Consider the following 16,888-nt stretch of genomic DNA (forward strand, 5'->3'; position numbering starts at 1 on the left):
CGGTTCTCGTGGGCTCGGATATTTTTATAAGAGACAGATTTCAGCCGGCGTCGCGGCCGCCCCTCCGGATCTTTTCCTCCCCCCGATGTGGGGGTTGCGGCCGGCCGCAACCCCCTGTTATCGGCGGGAATTTGCCGGGCGGATCAGGCGGACATGGCCTCGTGGCCGGTGTGTTCGGCCGGCGGGACGATGCCGTACGCCAGGAGTGCCGCCTCCACCCGGCCGTTCACCCCGCACTTCAGATAGATCGAGCGGATGTATTCCTTGACGGTGTTCGGCCGCAGCGAAAGCCGGTGCGCGATCTGCATATTGGTGAGGCCGCGGGCGAGGAAGAAGAGCACGGATCGCTCGCGCTCGGTGAGTTCCGCCAGCCGCGGATGGGCCGTGGGGGAAGGGGCCGGCCGGCGCCGACCGGGGGCCGGCCGGGTGGCCGGGAAGACCACGGCCGCCCCCTCGCCGAGCAGGTGCACCGCCCGTCGCAGATGCTCCGGGGGGACATCGCGGGGAATGACGCCGGACACCCCGGGGCTCAGCGCCGCATCCACGTGCGCCGGGCACGGGGCATCCCGCAGCACCGCGACGGCGGGCGGCTCGGGCAGGAGCGAGAACTCCTCGACCAAATAGCCGGAGTCGGGAAAGTCCGCACCGAGAAGAGTGACGTCGGGCCGCTCGCTCCAGGCGAATTCCAGTGCCTCGTCCGGCGTTAACGAGGCGTGGACGCCGAATCCCGCACCGTGGTCCAAAGAGCTGATGAGACCGGCTCGCAGCAATGGATTTCGCTCCAGTATGTGCACCCGAATCACAGATCTCCCCCGCAATCATTCCCGGTCACTGCGCTTCAACGGGCCGTATGTGGGCCGCATATGGGTCGTACATCGAGGGAATTTCGCCAGCTCTCCCCTTAATGGACCCTACCAGGGGTGATCAAGAAAATAGGAACAAATCACCATTTTCCCGGCTCGGGGTGGGGTGGTCGCGGGGAGCGGGGAGCGGGAAGTGGGGATCGGTGGGGGGGCGGGGCCGGGCGTACGTACTGCCGGGACCGGCGGGGCGCGAAGGCGGCCCGGGCGCGGTCGATGTGGCCTGGGCGCGGCCAAAGACGGCCCGGAGGATCAACCGGGGCCTGGGCGCGGTCAACTGACATTTGTCATCTATAGCGATGACACCGTTCACCGGCCGGCCCGTCGATCGCACGGGAGCCTTGAGGCATGAGAACCGGGGAATTCGGCGGAACCGAGACCGTGATCGAGGTCGGCGGGCTGCGGCGGCGCTACGGGCCGTCGGGCAGGAGCCGCGGCGGCGGGCGTGGGGGGAGCAATGGGCCTGGACCGCGCGGGGGGCGGCCCAGGTCCGTTGCGGCGGGGGACAGCGCGCGCGGCGCGGCCGGGCAGGGGTACGAAGCCGTGCGGGGGGTCGACTTCTCGGTCGCCCGCGGGGAGTTGTTCGCGCTGCTGGGGACCAACGGGGCGGGCAAGACCTCCACCGTCGAGCTGTTGGAGGGCCTGGCCCCGCCGAGCGGCGGGCAGGTGCGGGTGCTGGGTCACGACCCGTACAAGGAGCGGGACAAGGTACGCCCGCGGATCGGGGTGATGCTCCAAGAGGGCGGCTTTCCCTCGGAGTTGACGCCCACCGAAACCCTGCGGATGTGGGCCGGCTGCACCAGCGGCGCACGGCCGGTGGACGAGGCGCTGGCGATCGTCGGGCTGACCCCGCGCAAGGACGTACGGGTCAAGCAGCTCTCCGGCGGCGAGCGGCGCCGGCTGGATCTGGCGCTGGCGCTGCTGGGGCGGCCCGAGGTGCTGTTCCTCGACGAGCCGACGACCGGGCTGGACGCCGAAGCGCGGCACGAGACCTGGGAGTTGGTGCGCTCGCTGTGCGATGTCGGCACGACGGTGCTGCTGACCACGCACTACCTCGAAGAGGCCGAGGAGCTGGCGGACCGGCTGGCGATCATGCACGCCGGGCGGATAGCCGCGACCGGGCGGGTCAGCGAGGTGGTGGCCGCGCAGCCGTCCCGGATCTCCTTCGAGCTGCCGGCCGGGTTCCTGGTGGGCGATCTCCCGCCGCTGGCGGAGCTGGGGGTCACCGGGCAGGAGCAGAAGGGGCGCACGGTGCGGCTGCAGACCGCCGAACTGCAGCGGGCCGCTACCGGACTGCTGGTCTGGGCCCGGGACAAGGGCGTCGAACTGCACGGGCTGGATGTGCGGGCGGCGTCGCTGGAAGAGGCGTATCTACAGATATCGCGCGGCATCGACGAAGGCGTCGACAGCGGTTTCGGAGACGGGATGGAGAAGGGGGCGGAGAGCAAGTGAGTGCTGTCGGCGGTGAGACGGGGGCTCGTGCGGGGGCGGCGGTGAGCGGCGCGACGAGCGCGGCGGGGCGACTGATCGCGCTGGGACGGGCGGAGCTGACGCTGCTGGGGCGCAGCAAGCTCATGATCTATTCGGGGGTGTTCGCTCCCCTGCTGATCACCTACGGCATGAAGGCGTACTTCAGCGAGCAGTTGGATCCGCAGAAGACCGGGCTGTCCATCGGTGCGCTGATGCTGCCCGCGGCGCTCGGCATGGCCCTGCTCATGGCCGTCTACAACAACCTCGTCGGCGTGTATGTGACCCGGCGTGAGGATCTGGTGCTCAAGCGGCTGCGGACCGGTGAGCTGGCCGACTGGGAGATACTCGCCGGCGGAGCGCTGCCCGCCGTGCTGATCACGCTGGCGCAGTGCGTGCTCTATGTGGTCGGCGGCAGCCTGGCGCTGGGAGTGGGGATGCCCGAGGCTCCGCATCTGGTCGTGCTGGGCATCGTGATCGGTGTGGTCGTGATGGCCGGACTGGCCGCCCTCACCGCGGGCGTCACCAAGTCCGCGGAGGCCGCGCAGCTGACGCCGACGCCGCTGTTCATGGTGTCGCTGGTGGGGTCGGGGGTGTTCTTCCCGCTGGCGATGCTGCCGGACCGCCTGGCCCAGGTGCTCGAACTGCTGCCGCTGTCCCCCGTGATGGGGTTGCTGCAAGCCGGATGGACCGGTGGAGCCGATCCGGGTGAGACGGTGAAGCTGCTGGTCATCGGGTTGGTGTGGAGCGGAATCGCGGTGTTTGCTGGACAGCGGTGGTTCCGCTGGGAGCCACGGCGGTAGAGATGGACGAGGGCGAGGGCGGGGATCGCGTGATCGGGCGGGTGCGGCGGAAGTGGCGGGGGCGTAGCACCCTGGTCTGGATCGACACCTACTCGCGATGGATGCTCCAGGGGCAGCCATGGCTGAGCCTGGGTTTCACCTCGCTGATGCTGGTGGTCCCGGATCACCTCACCGCCGCACAGCTCGCCGTCGTCCGCACGATCATCGCGCTGTCCGCCCTGCAGGCCGTCGTGTTCGTGCCGCTGGGGCGCCGGGCCCTGGACCGGTATCTGGGGAAGGGGCCCGCGCCATGGGGCCTGCTTGCCGTCTCGGTGGTGCTGACCGTCGCGGTGTTCGGCACGCTGCTCGCGCTCAGCCTGCTCGTCGGCCGGCCCGACACCACCGACGCCAGCACCCTGGGCATGCTGGTGGGCGGGACGATGGTGACTGCTCTGATACCGAGCTGCGCCGCACTGAGCATGCTGATCCGCAAGCGGGTCTTCCTGGGGGGATTCGGCGCGCTCGCCGCTGCGCTGCTGGTCGTGGGCGGCGCACTCACCGGCGGCTGGTCGACCTGGGGGACCGCAGCGGCCCTGGTGGTCACCGTAGGGCTGATGTCCTGCTCCACCGGGCGGTCCGTCGGCTGGTTCCTCGCCGTGATGTGGAAGCTGGAGGCCGCCCGCGGTGTGCAGGCCCGCCTCGCCGTCGCCGAGGAGCGGTTGCGGTTCGGACGGGACATGCACGACGTGCTGGGGCGGAATCTGGCGGTGATCTCGTTGAAGAGCGAGCTGGCCGTGCAGCTGGCGCGGCGGGGGCGGGCCGAGGCCGTGGACCAGATGGTGGAGGTGCAGCGGATAGCGCAGGAGTCGCAGCGGGAGGTGCGCGAGGTGGTGCGCGGCTATCGGGAGGCCGATCTGCAGGTGGAGCTGGCCGGGGCGCGTTCCGTACTGCAGGCGGCCGGGGTGGGCTGCCAGATCGAGGGCGACGGCGGGACGGGGCTGCCGGCCGACGTGCAGTCGGCGCTGGGCTGGGTCGCGCGGGAGGGCACCACCAATGTGCTGCGGCATGCCCCGGACGCCGGGCGCTGTGTGATCCGGACGCGGGTGAGCGCCGGACAGGCGGTGCTGGTGATGGAGAACGACGGCGTACGGGCCTCCGCTCCCGGGCCGGACACGACTGGCGGGGGCAGCGGGCTGAAGGGCCTGCGGGAACGGCTCTCGCCGCTGGGGGGCACGCTGGAGGCGGAGCGGCGGCCGGACGGCTCGTACCGCCTGACGGCGCAGCTTCCGGTCCCGGCCGCCGGTGTACAGGAAGGCGGGGCGCTATGAGCGGGGCGCCGATCCGGGTGCTGCTGGCCGACGACGAGCATCTGATCCGGGGCGCGCTGGCCGCGCTGCTGTCCCTGGAGGACGATCTGCTGGTGGTGGCCGAGGCGGCTTCCGGGCCCGAGGCGCTGGCGATGGCGAGGGCGCACCGGCCGGACATAGCGGTGCTGGATCTGCAGATGCCGGGGGCGGACGGTGTGTCGGTGGCCACATCTGTGCGGGACGAGCTGCCGGAGTGCCGGTCGATGATCGTGACGAGTCATGGGCGGCCGGGCCATCTGAAGCGGGCGCTGGAAGCCGGGGTGCGGGGGTTCGTGCCGAAGACCGTGTCGGCGCAGCGCCTGGCGGAGATCATCCGTGCCGTCCATGCCGGAAACCGCTATGTGGACCCGGAGTTGGCGGCGGACGCGATCAGCGCCGGGGAGTCGCCGCTGACCGTCCGGGAGGCGGAGGTGCTGGAGTTCGCCGAGGCCGGGGCGCCGGTCACGGAGATCGCGGAGCGGGCGTCGCTGTCGCCGGGGACGGTGCGGAACTACCTCTCGTCGGCGACCGCGAAGCTGGGTGCGGAGAACCGTCACGCGGCGGCGCGCCTCGCTCGCGAGCGAGGTTGGCTATAGTGGACCCCGCACCGCGCGGTGGCGACTGGTTTCAGAAGCCGTGACGCGGAGCATGCGGACGTAGCTCAGTTGGTAGAGCGCAACCTTGCCAAGGTTGAGGTCGCGAGTTCGAGCCTCGTCGTCCGCTCAGGTGAGAAAGGACCCCGGTCGGTGACCGGGGTCCTTTCCGTTATGACCAGCTGAGGCCGGTGAGGCGCTCGTACGCCTCCAGGTACTTGGCGCGGGTGCGCTCGACGACCTCGTCCGGGAGGGCGGGCGGCGGCAGCTCGCCCGTGCGGTCCCAGCCCGTGGCGGGCGCGGTCAGCCAGTCGCGGACGAACTGCTTGTCGAAGGACGGCTGGGCGCGGCCCGGCTCCCACTGGTCAGCGGGCCAGAAGCGCGACGAGTCGGGGGTGAGCACCTCGTCGGCCAGGGTCAGCCGCTCCCCGTCGAAGCCGAACTCGAACTTGGTGTCCGCCAGGATGAGGCCGCGCTCGCGGGCGATGTCACGGGCCCGGCTATAGATGGCGAGGGTGGCCTGCCGCAGCTCGGTCGCGACCTCGGCACCGACCTGACGGGCGACCTCCTCGTAGGAGACGTTCTCGTCGTGGTCGCCGACGGCGGCCTTGGTGGCCGGGGTGAAGATCGGCGCGGGGAGCTCGGAGCCGTCGGAGAGGCCCTCGGGCAGGGCCAGTCCGCAGACCGTACGGGACTGGCGGTATTCGGCGAGGCCGGAGCCGGTGAGGTAGCCGCGGGCCACACACTCGACGGGGACCATCCGCAGCGACTTGCAGACCAGGGTGCGGCCCGCCCAGTCGGCGGGCGCGCCGGCCGGGAGGTCGGTGGAGACGACGTGGTGCGGGGCCAGGTCGGAGAGCTGGTCGAACCACCACAGGGACAGCTGGGTCAGTACGCGGCCCTTGTCGGGGATCTCGCTGGGCAGCACCCAGTCGTAGGCGGAGATGCGGTCGCTGGCGACCATGACCAGATCGCCGGCGGCGTTCTGGTAGAGGTCGCGCACCTTGCCGGTGTGGAGGTGGGTGAGCCCCGGAACCTCCACGGGCTCAGGCTTTTCTACAAAACCGGACACGCTTCCTCCGCGTAGGTTGATCCAGGAGTCGGTCCGATTCTCCCGTATACGGAAAGCCGACGCCCCACGGGGGCCGGAGGGCTTCTGGCGGGTGGACGGCCGGTAGCTCGGGGGCGATGGCCTCTAGGGGGTGGGGGAACAGATCCCGTAGGGGTCGCATGGCCCCCTTGCGAGCCACAACGTGGCGGGGGCGAAGGGGATTCCCGGGTGGCGGGCGGGGCCGGAGGGCGGGCGGACGGCCAAACCCAGGGGCCGACGGGCAACCAGGGCCGGAGGCTGGGGTGGGCAGCATCGGAGGCTGGACGGGCAACCAGGGCCGAAGCCGGGGGTGGGCGACATCGGAGGCTGGACGGGCGACCAGGGCCAGAGGCGAGGGTGGGCGACATCGGAGGCTGGACGGGCAACCAGGGCCGGAGGCTGGAGCGGGCAGCATCGGGGGCTGGGCGGCCGGGCCCGGAGGTTGGAGAAGCGGTCGGCACCAGAGCAGGACCGGAGGAGCCAGGCAGGTCACCGGTACTGGAGGTCGGGGCCAGGGGCCTGACGGGCGGCCAGGGCCGGGAGGGACCGGGAGCTGGAGCCGTAAGCCGGGGCCAGGGCAGGGCGGGCTATCGAGCCTGAATGGCCGGGCAGCGGGGGCCCAGGACCAGAGGGCGGGACCGGAGGACGGGCGGACGGCCAAACCCAGGGGCCGACGGGCGACCAGGGCCAGAGGCGGGGGTGGGCGGCATCGGAGGATGGACGGGCAACCAGGGCCAGAGGCTGGAGCGGGCAGCATCGGGGGCTGGGCGGCATCGGAGGATGGGCGGGCAGCCAGGGCCGGAGACCGGACAGGAACCAGCTGCCGGGCAGGTGGCCAGGACCAGCTGCCGGGCAGGTGGCCAGGACCAGCTGCCGGGCAGGTGGCCAGGACCAGCTGCCGGGCAGGTGGCCAGGGCCGGTGGCCGGGCTGGTGGCCAGGGCCGGTGACCGGGAGGGCGCTTCTGCTGATTGGGGTTAATCGCGTTTGCAGATGCGGTCCAGGAGGTTGGCGGTGGCGCGTTGGATGCGTTGGTCGACGTGGCCGGGGCGGTCCAGGGCGGGGGACCAGGCGAAGGTGCCGGAGGCGAAGACCAGGGCGCCGCTGGGGGCGCGGTAGAGGGACGTCTCCTGATGGCGGGGGGCGCCTTCGCCGTCGCGGTACGGGGAGTGGGCGAGCAGGATGCGGCGGGTGTGCTCGGGGAGGCTGGTGCGCGGGAAGTAGCGGTCGGCCTCGCCGGCGACCATGCCGGGGAGTTCATCGCCTTCGTGGGCGCCGGTGGCCTCCCACAGCCAGTGGTCGGCGTTGCGGACGACCATGGGGACGGGCTCGGGCACCCGGCCGGCGTACTGGATGCCCATCAGGCGCTGCTCGGGGTTGCCGATCTCGCGCCAGAGGGCGGGGCGGCCGGGGCCCTGGCGTTTGCGGCAGTTGAGCAGGGAGTGCGGTCCCGAGGGCGACGGGGAGAGCTCGACCTGCCAGTACATGGTGTTGGCGGAGAGGAAGACCAGTGAGGTGCCGGTGTCGCGGGCCAGCTCGACCGTGCGGCGCATGGGCACCGACCAGTACTCGTCGTGGCCGGGGAAGACCAGGCCGCGGTAGCGGGAGGGGTCGACGCGGCCGGCGTGCAGATCGCGGGCGTCGGCGTAGGCGAGGTCGTAGCCGTAGCGCTCGGCCCAGCGGATGAAGTCGTAGGCGTGGCCGACGTGGAGGGGCAGGCCGGCGCCGGCGTAGGGGCGGTCGAAGGAGACGGTGGTGGCGGCGTCCCGCTCGCCGAGCAGGGCGCCTTTCTCGTCCCAGGCGTGGTAGAGGCTGGCGCCGGTGCGACCGTCCTCCGGGTAGAGGTTGTAGGCCTGCCAGGTGATGTCCGGCAGCAGCAGGAGCAGGTCGGCGGGGTGGTCGTCGCGGACGGTGAAGGGGATGTGGGACCGATAGCCGTCGGCGGTGGTCAGCACCGCGACATAGGCGCCGAGCTGCCAGTACGTGGGGACCTGGAGGCGCCAGGAGAGCCACCAGTGGTGGCAGGAGACCGTGCGGTCGACGGTCAGCGGCGGCGGCTGGACGATGCCGGCCAGCCGGGGGCTGGTGGTGATCTTGGCGGCGCCGGCGCCGCCGTAATGGCCGATGCGGTACACGTCGATGCTGAAGGGCTGTGGAGGGTCGACCGAGACCCGGAAGTCGATCGCTTCACCGGGGGCCACCGCGCCGGTGCCGGCGAAGCCCTTGATCTGGCGGTGGACGTCGTCGGCGCTGCGCGGGCCGTTGTGCTTGCGGGGGGCGGGCAGCCGCAGGTCCCCTTGGGCGACGGCGGGATCGACGTACCAGGGAATGATCTGGCCGGATTCGAAGTAGTTCTCGCTGCCGCGCAGCCAGGGCAGCGGGCCCTGCCCGAACGGGTCCGTGACCGCGTGGGCGAGGGCGCCCGATTCCCATCGCCTGATCTGTTCCGTCGCCACCTTCCGCTCCCCTCCCGCGTCCCCCGTCGGCCTCGCCGATCGGGCCGGTGCTACGTCCGCTGAACGGACCCGGCCACCCCCAGCACATCACATTACGCACTCACTTCGTCACCCTTCGTTGTGAATTTAGATGCCACCGCCCCGAAGCACGAACTGGAATGGAACATTCAGCCGGTGCTCCGGACGCTTGCGGGTGAGGGCTTCGGGCGCGTGTTCGCCGATCGGAGCGGCAGTCGGGGCGCATACGGGCGCGGGCCCCGGCGCACGCTCCGGTCGGTCGCCCGTGTCATACCAGCCGGACCGGCTTCTCGGGGCGTACGCCGACCGTCGTCAGCCAGCCGCGGAGCGGTTCCGCGTCACCGTCGTCGACCAGGCTGAGCACCGGGCGGCCGAGGTCGGCGCGGCGGGCGCCGTCGACCAGCAGCGCCGGGCCGTCGAGCCAGTCGAGGCCGGGGGCGGCGCCGGCGGTGTCGACGGCGGCGCAGCAGACCATGGCCGTGACGTGGTCGGCGAGCAGCTCGCGGCCCGTCCGGGGCGGCTGCAGCGGGAACAGCGGAAGGCCGCCCTCGACCATGCCGTCGCCCCAGGCCACGCCCACCGCGGCGTCCTGCTCACGGCTGCCGCGGGCGGCCTGGCGGGCCGCCTCCTCGCGCTCCTCGCGCTCGACCTCGGCGCCCAGCCGGGCGGCGACGAGATCGCCCGCCCGCTCGTCATGGGCGAGCCGGTCGATGACCCGGGCCAGGGTGGGGCCCGCGGGCGGGGCGGCGGGCTCACCGGCCCGGCGGTCGGCGGGGGCGGGCGCGGGCGCCGGGCTCGTGGGCGGGCCGTCACCGGGGCGGCGGCCGGCGGGCCCGCGGGCCGGGGTGCTGGCGTAGGACAGGGTCGGGGCGGCGGGGGCCGCCTCCGGGGCCGTGGGCGGGGTCGTCGGGAGCGCCGCCGGGAGGTCGTCGAGGACACGGTGGAGGCGGGCGGCCTCCAGGCGCCATTTGCGGTCCACGACCTCTTCCGGGTACTGGTGCCAGCCGACCGGTGACCAGTCGGGTCCCGGCTCGGCCGGGCCGCCGTGGAAGAGGCGGGCGGCCAGCAGGGAGGCGGCGCTGTCGATGGCGCCCGGCTCCTCCAGGAGGTCGCAGGCGGGGCGCTCGCCCAGACGGGAGGCGAAGCCGTCGGCGAGGCGGTCGCGGCGGGAGAGCTCGGTGAGCGCGGAGACCACGCCGGCGTCCAGCCGGGATGGCCAGCGGCCCATCCGCCAGGCGGGCAGCGCGACCCGGGTCAGCAGCCGGTCCCAGCCGGCGTAGGCGAGGCCGACCTGCTCCTGGGCGACGATCCGCAGGCCGTAGTCGACGTTCTGGGCGCGCTCGGAGGCGGCGGCCGCGACGGCCCGCTCCATGATCGTGGCGTGCTCGCGGCAGGCCCGCAGCAGCAGCCGCGCCACCTGGCCGACGAAGCGGAGCGCCGGGCCGCGCAGCGGGCCGCGGGCGCGGGCCGAGACCGCCACCGCGGCGTCCAGCCCGCGGATGAAGCGGCGGGCGGCGGCTATGTCGGGGTGGGCCGACGGGCCGGTGCCGGCGACGACGGGGGCCAGCAGGGCGCGCAGCTCCGCGACCCGCATCCACCACAGGAACGGGGAGCCGATGACCAGGACCGGTGCCTTGGGCGCCCGCCGCGCCTCGGCCGGGGGGCGCTCGCCTCGGTCGGGCGGGCCGTGGGCGCGGTGCGTACGGTCCTCCAGCCAGCTGTCGCAGTCCGGTGTGAGCGCTATCGCGGACGGCGCGGGGACCTCCAGGCGGTCGGCGAGGTCGCGGACGAGGCGGTAGAGGTCGGGGGCCGACTTCTCGGAGATCGGCACGGAGGGACTGAGCGCGGGCCGGGCACGCGCGACGACGGTCGCCACCAGGGCCGCGAGCAGCAGGCTGAGCACCGCGGCGCCGCTGACGATCCAGCGGGCGAGGTCCCAGCCGCCGCCCGCGCCGAGATGGCCGCTCACCCTGCCGGCGAACAGCACCACCGCCGCGGCCGCGGGCAGCAGCGCCACCGCCAGCGCGGCGCCGCGCACCCGCAGCACGGCGAGGGCGCGGGCACGCGCCGCCAGGACGCCTGTTTCCGGACTTGCCACGAGCCTGTACACCCCCTGCTGTCCTGATGGAGCCGGACGGAGAGAACACGGGACGGACGCCTTCGAACACTGCGCTTTGTAGTGGTGCGAGCGAGCTCGCTCATCACCACTGTGGCACTGGCCACTGACATCGCAATGCCGGTGAGCCACTTGCCGGACGCCACCGCGGCAACCGCGCCGTAGCACGGCACGGCATCCGCAGGACGCTTGCGCGGCACCCTAGTTGGGGGTGTGGGCCTCGTCAGCCGGAATCTGGTGTGGTCACTCGATGGAATGGCTTTGGGTAAAGCCGGGAACCCGCGGTGAGGGTGTGGGCGCAGGGACTCGTGCGGGCCGGGGACATCGGTGCCCGCTATGCGCCCGACGCCTGCGCCGCCTCGTCCGCGACCTTGGCGGCGATGTCCGTACGGTGCTGGGAGCCGTCCAGGGAGATCCGGTCCACGGCGCGGTAGGCACGCCGGCGGGCGGTGGTGAGGTCGGCGCCGGTGGCGGTGACCGACAGCACCCGGCCGCCCGCGCTGAGCACCGCGCCGGAATCGCCGCGCCGGGTGCCGGCGTGCAGGACGTAGGCGTCCGGGGCGTCCTGCTCGGCGACCTCGGCCAGCCCCTCGACGGCATCGCCGGTGCGCGGGGTGCCCGGGTAGTTGTGGGAGGCGATGACGACCGTGACGGCCGCGTCGTCGCTCCAGCGCAGCGGCGGGAGCGCGGCCAGCTCGCCGGTGGCGGCGGCCCGCAGCAGTCCGCCGAGCGGGGTCTTGAGGCGGGCCAGGACGACCTGGGTCTCGGGGTCGCCGAAACGGGCGTTGAACTCGATCACCCGCACGCCGCGGGAGGTGATCGCCAGGCCCGCGTAGAGCAGCCCGGAGAAGGGGGTGCCGCGGCGGCGCAGCTCGTCGACCGTGGGCTGCAGGACGCCGGCCATGACCTCGTCGACCAGCTTGGGGTCGGCCCAGGGCAGCGGGCTGTACGCGCCCATGCCGCCGGTGTTGGGGCCCTGGTCCCCGTCGTAGGCGCGCTTGAAGTCCTGGGCGGGCTGCAGCGGGACGACGCACTCGCCGTCGGTGATCGCGAAGAGCGAGACCTCCGGGCCGTCGAGGAACTCCTCGATGACCACCCGGTCGCAGGCCAGCGCATGGGCGCGGGCCGCCTCGACGTCCTCGGTGACCACGACGCCCTTGCCGGCGGCCAGGCCGTCGTCCTTGACGACGTACGGCGCACCGAAGGCGTCCAGGGCCTCGTCGATCTCTTCCGGGGTGGTGCAGACGTAGCTGCGGGCCGTGGGGACGGCCGCGGCGGCCATCACGTCCTTGGCGAAGGCCTTGGAGCCCTCCAGCTGGGCGGCCTGGGCCGAGGGGCCGAAGACCGGGATGCCGCGGTCGCGTACGGCGTCCGCCACGCCCGCCACCAGGGGGGCCTCGGGGCCGACGACGACCAGGTCGGCCTCCAGGCCGGCCGCGAGTTCGGCGACGGCCGCGCCGTCGAGGGCGTCGACCCCGTGCAATTCGGCCACCTCGGCGATGCCGGCGTTGCCGGGAGCGCAGTGCAGCGCGGTGACGTCGGGGTCGAGGGACAGAGAGCGGCACAGGGCGTGTTCGCGGGCGCCGCCGCCGATGACGAGGACCTTCACGGTGGCAGCCTAGACGAACGCACCAGATGGCCGGACGCCGGGCTTGCGCCGATCGCACAAGGGCGGTCCGGCGGCCGGAAACCAACGCGGCCCTTCCGCGGCCGCGGCAACTCTTTCGGGTGAGATCCCCGATGTCCCCATAGCCGACTCCGCACCACTTCTGGGCGGAAATAGCGTGATCTTGGAGCCGACGCCAGCCGTTCGGCGGTAGGAAGGGGCTGTGCGTGACGGTCGTCACGTTATGTCACGCGTGCACCACGTATGTCACGCGCGCCCGCACGTTCTGGCGGGGTGGAGCAGAGAGCGCAGAGAGGGAGTGCACGGGTGAGTCAGCCGGAGATGCAGCCCGAGGGGCCCCCTCGGGAGGGCGGCCGCTCCCCCCGGCGGTACGGGAGGCGGGGCCGCGCCCGGCGGGACCTCGCCGGGCGGGCCTTTCCGCTCGGCGACTGGGGCGAGCCGGGCGGCCGCCTGCAGGCGCTCTATCTCTGGACCGAGGAGGGCGCCCTGCGCGCCGCCGACTGGTATCTGCACGACCGGCTGGCCAAGCGCCGCGGCGCGCGGGCGCTACGGCTGGGGGCCGCGGCCGGGGTCACGGTGGGCGGGGCGCTGCCGCTGCTGGATCTGGCCGGGGTCTGGGAGGGCGGGGCGTCCTGGGGCTGTCTGTCGCTGCTGCTGGCGGCGGTGTGCGTGGCCGGCGACCGGTACTTCGGGGTGACGGCCGGCTGGATGCGGGATCTGGCGACCGCCCAGGCCATTCACCGGCGGCTGGAGGCGCTGCAGTTCGACTGGGCGTCGGAGGGCGTACGCGAGGTGCTCGGGCCGACGGAGGGCACGGCGAGCGAGGCGGTGGAGCGCTGCCTGGGGGTGTTGCGGCGGTTCAACGAGGACCTCGGGGAGCTGGTGCGGAGCGAGACGACCGACTGGATGGCGGAGTTCCGGGCCGGGCCGGTGCCGCAGGCCACCCAGGCGATGGTGCCGTGGGCGGCGGCGCGGCCGGACGGTGCGGGGCCGCCGGGCCGGTTCGCGGTGCCGCACCGCGCACGACCGAACATGCCGCGTCAGCGGCCTCCGGAGCCTCCCCGCTAGGCGCTTGGCGCTTGGCCCGCCTCCCACGTTGTCGGCTGTCCCGCCGTAGTGGTTTGTCGCCGTTGCGCCTGCGGCGGGCGGTTGTTTGTCGGGTGCGGTGACAGCCCTACGGACTCCGTCCTACGGTCTGTCCCCTCCCGTGAGTGGGTGGAAGACGGCCCGGTGGGGGCGGGCCTGATCCGTCGGCTTCCTGCACACGGGGGCTTACGGGGACCCCCACCGGTCTTCCCTCCCCCCTCCCCCGGGAGGGGGCGGACCGCAGGACGGAGTCCGGAGGGCCGCACCCGCTGCCGAAAACGCCCCGCGCAGCGGCAACAGCCCGCCGCAGGCGCAACGGCGACAAACCACCACGGCGGGAAAGCCGACAACGTGGGCCGCAGCAAGGCGCAGCCGAAAACGTGGGAAGCAAACCCAAGCGCAGCGCCTAGCTGAAGACGATCATGGAGCCTTGGCCCAGGCTTCGGGTCGCGGCCGCGTGCAGGCCGAGCCACACATGGCGTTCCCGGGCGAAGGGGCCGTCGTCCGGGGGCACCGCGCCCGCGCGCTCCTCCAGGGAGGTGGGGCCGGACGGCGGTGCGGGGGCGGCCGGGGGGTTGGCCGGATCGATGCCCAGGGACGGCGCGACCAGTTCGAGCTCGCGCAGCAGGCCGTGCGAGGAGCCCAGCGGGCCGCCGCCCTCCAGCAGCTCGTCGTTGGCGAGCGGATGCGGGAAGTCGACCGGGACGTAGGCGCCCGCGTGGTCGTAGTGCCACACCAGGTGGGACTGCTGCGCGGTGGTCTCGAACATCTCCAGCAACTGCTCGTAGTCACCGCCCAGTTCGTCGACCGGAGTCACCTCCAGGCCGCACAGGCGCAGCAGGTAGGCACGGCGCAGGAAGTGCAGCGCGTCGTAGTCGAACCCGGCGATGGGGGCGACGTCACCCGACAGGCCCGGCATGTAGCTGAAGACCGGGACCGGCGGCAGTCCCGCCTCCGTCAGGGCCTTGTCGTAGGCGGCGATCTCTTCGGAGAACGGGTTGTCGGGGCTGTGGCACAGCACATCGACGAGGGGTACCAGCCACAGGTCACATGCCACGAGTGAGGGCTCGCTTCCGGTCGGGGACGGGGACACCGGCGCACGTACAGCTTCGAGTACGGCCCATTACGGCCGAGTCGGGACAGCGTAGTGCCAGCCGCGCGATCCGACGAGGGTGAGCGCGGGCGACAACGGGGTGCTAGCCGACGAGCGCGAGGGAGTGCTCGTTGTACTCGGCGATCAGCCGTTGCGCGGCGGGCAGGTCATGGCGGATCAGGGCGTCGGCCAGGGCGCTGTGGCCCTGCCAGAGGTGGCCCTTCAGGTCGTCCTCGCGGCGCAGCAGCGGGACCGCGAACATCCAGGTCTGGACGCGGATCCGGTCGAGGAAGTCGCTGATGTAGGGGTTGTTCACGATGCTGCTCAGCTCGCGCCAGAACCGCAGGTCGTAGCCGATGAGCACGTCCAGGTCGCCGGCCCTGGCGGCCCGCTCGGCCTCCTCGGCGCGGCGGCGGACGGAGACCAGCACCTGCCCGGGGGTGGCGCGCAGCGCCCGGTCGGCGTCGCTGCGGAAGATGCCCTCGATGATCAGGGTGCGGGCCTCGACCATGGCGCGGAAGTCGTCGGCGGTGAAGGCGTGCACCTTGAAGCCGCGGTGCTGCTCCACGTCGAGCAGCCCCTGGGCGCACAGGTCGAGCAGGGCCTCGCGCACCGGGGTCGCGGAGACGCCGTACTGGTCGGCGATCTCCTTGACGGTGAAGGGGTGGCCGGAGGGCAGCCGGCCCGACAGGAGCTCGTCGCGCAGCGCGTCGGCGATCTGCTGGCGCAGGGTGCTGCGACGTATGACCGAGCTGTCTCCGCCGGGGGCCATCGTGTGCGTCTCCTTCGACGTCCATGACCGCGCAGGTGGGAGCGGCCCCCGCCCACGATAGGCGAGGGCCGCGCGCACGTCTCGGACGGTGCGGGCCGTCGGGGCCGTACGCCCGCGGGCAGCGGGGTCAGCCCGTGTGCGCGTCCGCCGCCGTCAGGGCCTCGTCGAGGGCGGCCAGGCCCTCCTTCGCCTCGGCCTCGGTGACCGTGCAGGCCGGGACGACATGGGTACGGTTCATGTTCACGAACGGCCACAGACCGCCGCGCTTGCAGGCCGCGGCGAATTCGGCCATCGGAGCGTTGGCGGCACCGGAGGCGTTGTAGGGCACCAGCGGTTCGCGGGTCTCCTTGTTCCTGACCAGGTCCAGGGCCCAGAAGACGCCCAGGCCGCGGACCTCGCCGACGGCAGGGTGGCGCTCGGCGATCTCGCGGAGGGCCGGGCCGATGACGTTCTCGCCGATCTCGGCCGCGTTCTCCACGATCCGCTCCTCGGCCATCGCGTTGATCGTCGCGACGGCGGAGGCGCAGGCCAGCGGGTGGCCGGAGTACGTCAGACCGCCCGGGTAGGGGCGCGTTTCGAAGGTGGCGGCGATCTCGGCGCTGATCGCCACGCCGCCCAGCGGGACGTAGCCGGAGTTGACGCCCTTGGCGAAGGTCAGCAGGTCCGGGGTGACGCCGAAGTGGTCGGCGGCGAACCAGCGGCCGGTGCGCCCGAAGCCCGCCATGACCTCGTCGAGGATGAAGACGATGCCGTGGCGGTCGCAGATCTCGCGGACACCGGCGAGGTAGCCGGCCGGCGGGACCATGATGCCGGCGGTGCCCGGAACGGTCTCCAGGATGATCGCGGCGATCGACTGCGGCCCCTCGAAGGCGATCGTCTGCTCAAGATGGGCGAGGGCGCGCTCGCACTCCTGCTGCTCGCTGTCGGCGTGGAAGGGCGAGCGGTAGAGGAACGGGCCCCAGAAGTGGACGACGCCCGCGGAGGCGGTGTCGGAGGGCCAGCGGCGCGGGTCGCCGGTCAGGTTGATCGCGGCGGCGGTGGCGCCGTGGTACGAGCGGTAGGCGGAGAGCACCTTGGCGCGGCCGGTGTGCAGCCGGGCCATCCGGACCGCGTTCTCCACGGCCTCCGCACCGCCGTTGGTGAAGAAGATCTTGTCGAGGTCCCCGGGGGTGCGCTCGGCGATCAGCCGGGCGGCCTCGGAGCGGACGTCCACGGCGAAGCCGGGCGCGATGGTGCACAGCTTCGCGGCCTGCTCCTGGATCGCGGCGACGACCTTGGGGTGCTGGTGGCCGATGTTGGTGTTGACCAGCTGGGAGGAGAAGTCGAGGTAGCGGTTGCCGTCGTAGTCCCAGAAGTACGAGCCCTCGGCGCCGGCGATCGCCAGCGGGTCGATCAGGCCCTGCGCGGACCAGGAGTGGAAGACGTGTGCGCGGTCGTCGGCCTTTACGTCCCTCCCGTCGCCCACCCCCACCCTTCCCGGGAAGCGCTTCGCGCTGCTGTTTTCATCGGCGGCAGGGTCGGCAGCGGAGTGCGTCGTGGTCACGGTCAGTACCTCGGATCGGGTCGCTCGGGTCCGCCGGGGGA

At 72.8% G+C, this 16,888-nt stretch carries 13 protein-coding genes and 1 tRNA gene; 6 read left to right on the forward strand and 8 right to left on the reverse strand.

Annotated features, from left to right (window positions below; all coding sequences use genetic code 11):
• Positions 1–143: 143 nt before the first annotated feature.
• Positions 144–770: a LuxR C-terminal-related transcriptional regulator gene (locus ACFWZH_RS00005; RefSeq protein WP_384423973.1), complete on the reverse strand. Its 627-nt coding sequence runs from the start codon at positions 768–770 to the stop codon at positions 144–146.
• A 438-nt stretch (positions 771–1,208) separates the two neighbouring features.
• Between ACFWZH_RS00005 and ACFWZH_RS00010 the strand changes: the two genes are divergently transcribed.
• From ACFWZH_RS00010 to ACFWZH_RS00030, 5 genes are all read left to right on the forward strand, one after another.
• Positions 1,209–2,312 (forward strand): ABC transporter ATP-binding protein, encoded by a 1,104-nt coding sequence (locus tag ACFWZH_RS00010; protein WP_384423974.1) that lies wholly within the window; start codon positions 1,209–1,211, stop codon positions 2,310–2,312.
• A complete protein-coding gene (locus ACFWZH_RS00015; RefSeq protein WP_384423975.1) occupies positions 2,309–3,130 on the forward strand; it encodes an ABC transporter permease in 822 nt (273 codons plus the stop codon). The genes ACFWZH_RS00010 and ACFWZH_RS00015 overlap by 4 nt, the downstream gene beginning before the upstream one ends.
• Positions 3,131–3,132: 2 nt before the next feature.
• Complete coding sequence (locus ACFWZH_RS00020; protein WP_384423976.1) at positions 3,133–4,437, forward strand: histidine kinase; 1,305 nt, start codon at positions 3,133–3,135, stop codon at positions 4,435–4,437.
• Positions 4,434–5,051 carry a response regulator gene (locus ACFWZH_RS00025; RefSeq protein ID WP_384423977.1) on the forward strand — a complete coding sequence of 206 codons (618 nt, stop codon included), beginning with the start codon at positions 4,434–4,436 and terminating at the stop codon, positions 5,049–5,051. Before ACFWZH_RS00020 ends, ACFWZH_RS00025 begins: the two co-directional genes overlap by 4 nt.
• 54 nt (positions 5,052–5,105) lie before the next feature.
• Positions 5,106–5,178, forward strand: a tRNA-Gly gene (locus ACFWZH_RS00030).
• Between the two features lie 42 nt (positions 5,179–5,220).
• Here the strand turns inward: ACFWZH_RS00030 and ACFWZH_RS00035 are convergent.
• The 4 genes from ACFWZH_RS00035 to purD form a co-directional block, all read right to left on the reverse strand.
• Positions 5,221–6,120: a phosphoribosylaminoimidazolesuccinocarboxamide synthase gene (locus ACFWZH_RS00035; RefSeq protein ID WP_384423978.1), complete on the reverse strand. Its 900-nt coding sequence runs from the start codon at positions 6,118–6,120 to the stop codon at positions 5,221–5,223.
• Positions 6,121–7,113: 993 nt separating this feature from the next.
• A complete protein-coding gene (locus tag ACFWZH_RS00040) occupies positions 7,114–8,592 on the reverse strand; it encodes a N,N-dimethylformamidase beta subunit family domain-containing protein (protein ID WP_384423979.1) in 1,479 nt (492 codons plus the stop codon).
• Between the two features lie 286 nt (positions 8,593–8,878).
• The gene (locus tag ACFWZH_RS00045) at positions 8,879–10,708 is read right to left on the reverse strand and encodes a hypothetical protein (protein ID WP_384423980.1); all 1,830 of its coding nucleotides are present in this window, start codon (positions 10,706–10,708) and stop codon (positions 8,879–8,881) included.
• A 352-nt stretch (positions 10,709–11,060) separates the two neighbouring features.
• Positions 11,061–12,335 carry a phosphoribosylamine--glycine ligase gene (gene purD / locus ACFWZH_RS00050; RefSeq protein WP_384423981.1) on the reverse strand — a complete coding sequence of 425 codons (1,275 nt, stop codon included), beginning with the start codon at positions 12,333–12,335 and terminating at the stop codon, positions 11,061–11,063.
• Positions 12,336–12,659: 324 nt separating this feature from the next.
• On the opposite strand from purD, the gene ACFWZH_RS00055 reads away from it, so the two are divergent.
• Positions 12,660–13,421, forward strand: a complete 762-nt coding sequence (locus tag ACFWZH_RS00055) for an SLATT domain-containing protein (protein ID WP_384423982.1) — start codon at positions 12,660–12,662, stop codon at positions 13,419–13,421.
• Between the two features lie 424 nt (positions 13,422–13,845).
• On the opposite strand, the gene ACFWZH_RS00060 is transcribed toward ACFWZH_RS00055, so the two are convergent.
• The 3 genes from ACFWZH_RS00060 to ACFWZH_RS00070 all read right to left on the reverse strand — a co-directional run bounded on the left by ACFWZH_RS00060 (position 13,846) and on the right by ACFWZH_RS00070 (position 16,775).
• Complete coding sequence (locus tag ACFWZH_RS00060; protein ID WP_384423983.1) at positions 13,846–14,496, reverse strand: hypothetical protein; 651 nt, start codon at positions 14,494–14,496, stop codon at positions 13,846–13,848.
• A 139-nt stretch (positions 14,497–14,635) separates the two neighbouring features.
• Positions 14,636–15,304: a GntR family transcriptional regulator gene (locus ACFWZH_RS00065; protein ID WP_384423984.1), complete on the reverse strand. Its 669-nt coding sequence runs from the start codon at positions 15,302–15,304 to the stop codon at positions 14,636–14,638.
• Positions 15,305–15,431: 127 nt separating this feature from the next.
• Positions 15,432–16,775, reverse strand: coding sequence for an aspartate aminotransferase family protein (locus tag ACFWZH_RS00070; RefSeq protein WP_384424583.1), 1,344 nt, complete (start codon positions 16,773–16,775; stop codon positions 15,432–15,434).
• Positions 16,776–16,888 lie beyond the last annotated feature (113 nt).

The sequence above is a fragment of the Streptomyces sp. NPDC059008 genome (genome assembly GCF_042749045.1).
Taxonomy (GTDB): Bacteria; Actinomycetota; Actinomycetes; order Streptomycetales; family Streptomycetaceae; genus Streptomyces.

What these genes read in the sequence shown, in the direction of transcription:
- ACFWZH_RS00010 (WP_384423974.1), top strand. Translation starts at nt 1,209, where the DNA reads ATGAGAACCGGGGAATTCGGCGGAACCGAGACCGTGATCGAGGTCGGC.
- ACFWZH_RS00020 (WP_384423976.1), top strand. Translation starts at nt 3,133, where the DNA reads ATGGACGAGGGCGAGGGCGGGGATCGCGTGATCGGGCGGGTGCGGCGG.
- ACFWZH_RS00025 (WP_384423977.1), top strand. Translation starts at nt 4,434, where the DNA reads ATGAGCGGGGCGCCGATCCGGGTGCTGCTGGCCGACGACGAGCATCTG.
- ACFWZH_RS00065 (WP_384423984.1), bottom strand. Translation starts at nt 15,304, where the DNA reads ATGGCCCCCGGCGGAGACAGCTCGGTCATACGTCGCAGCACCCTGCGC.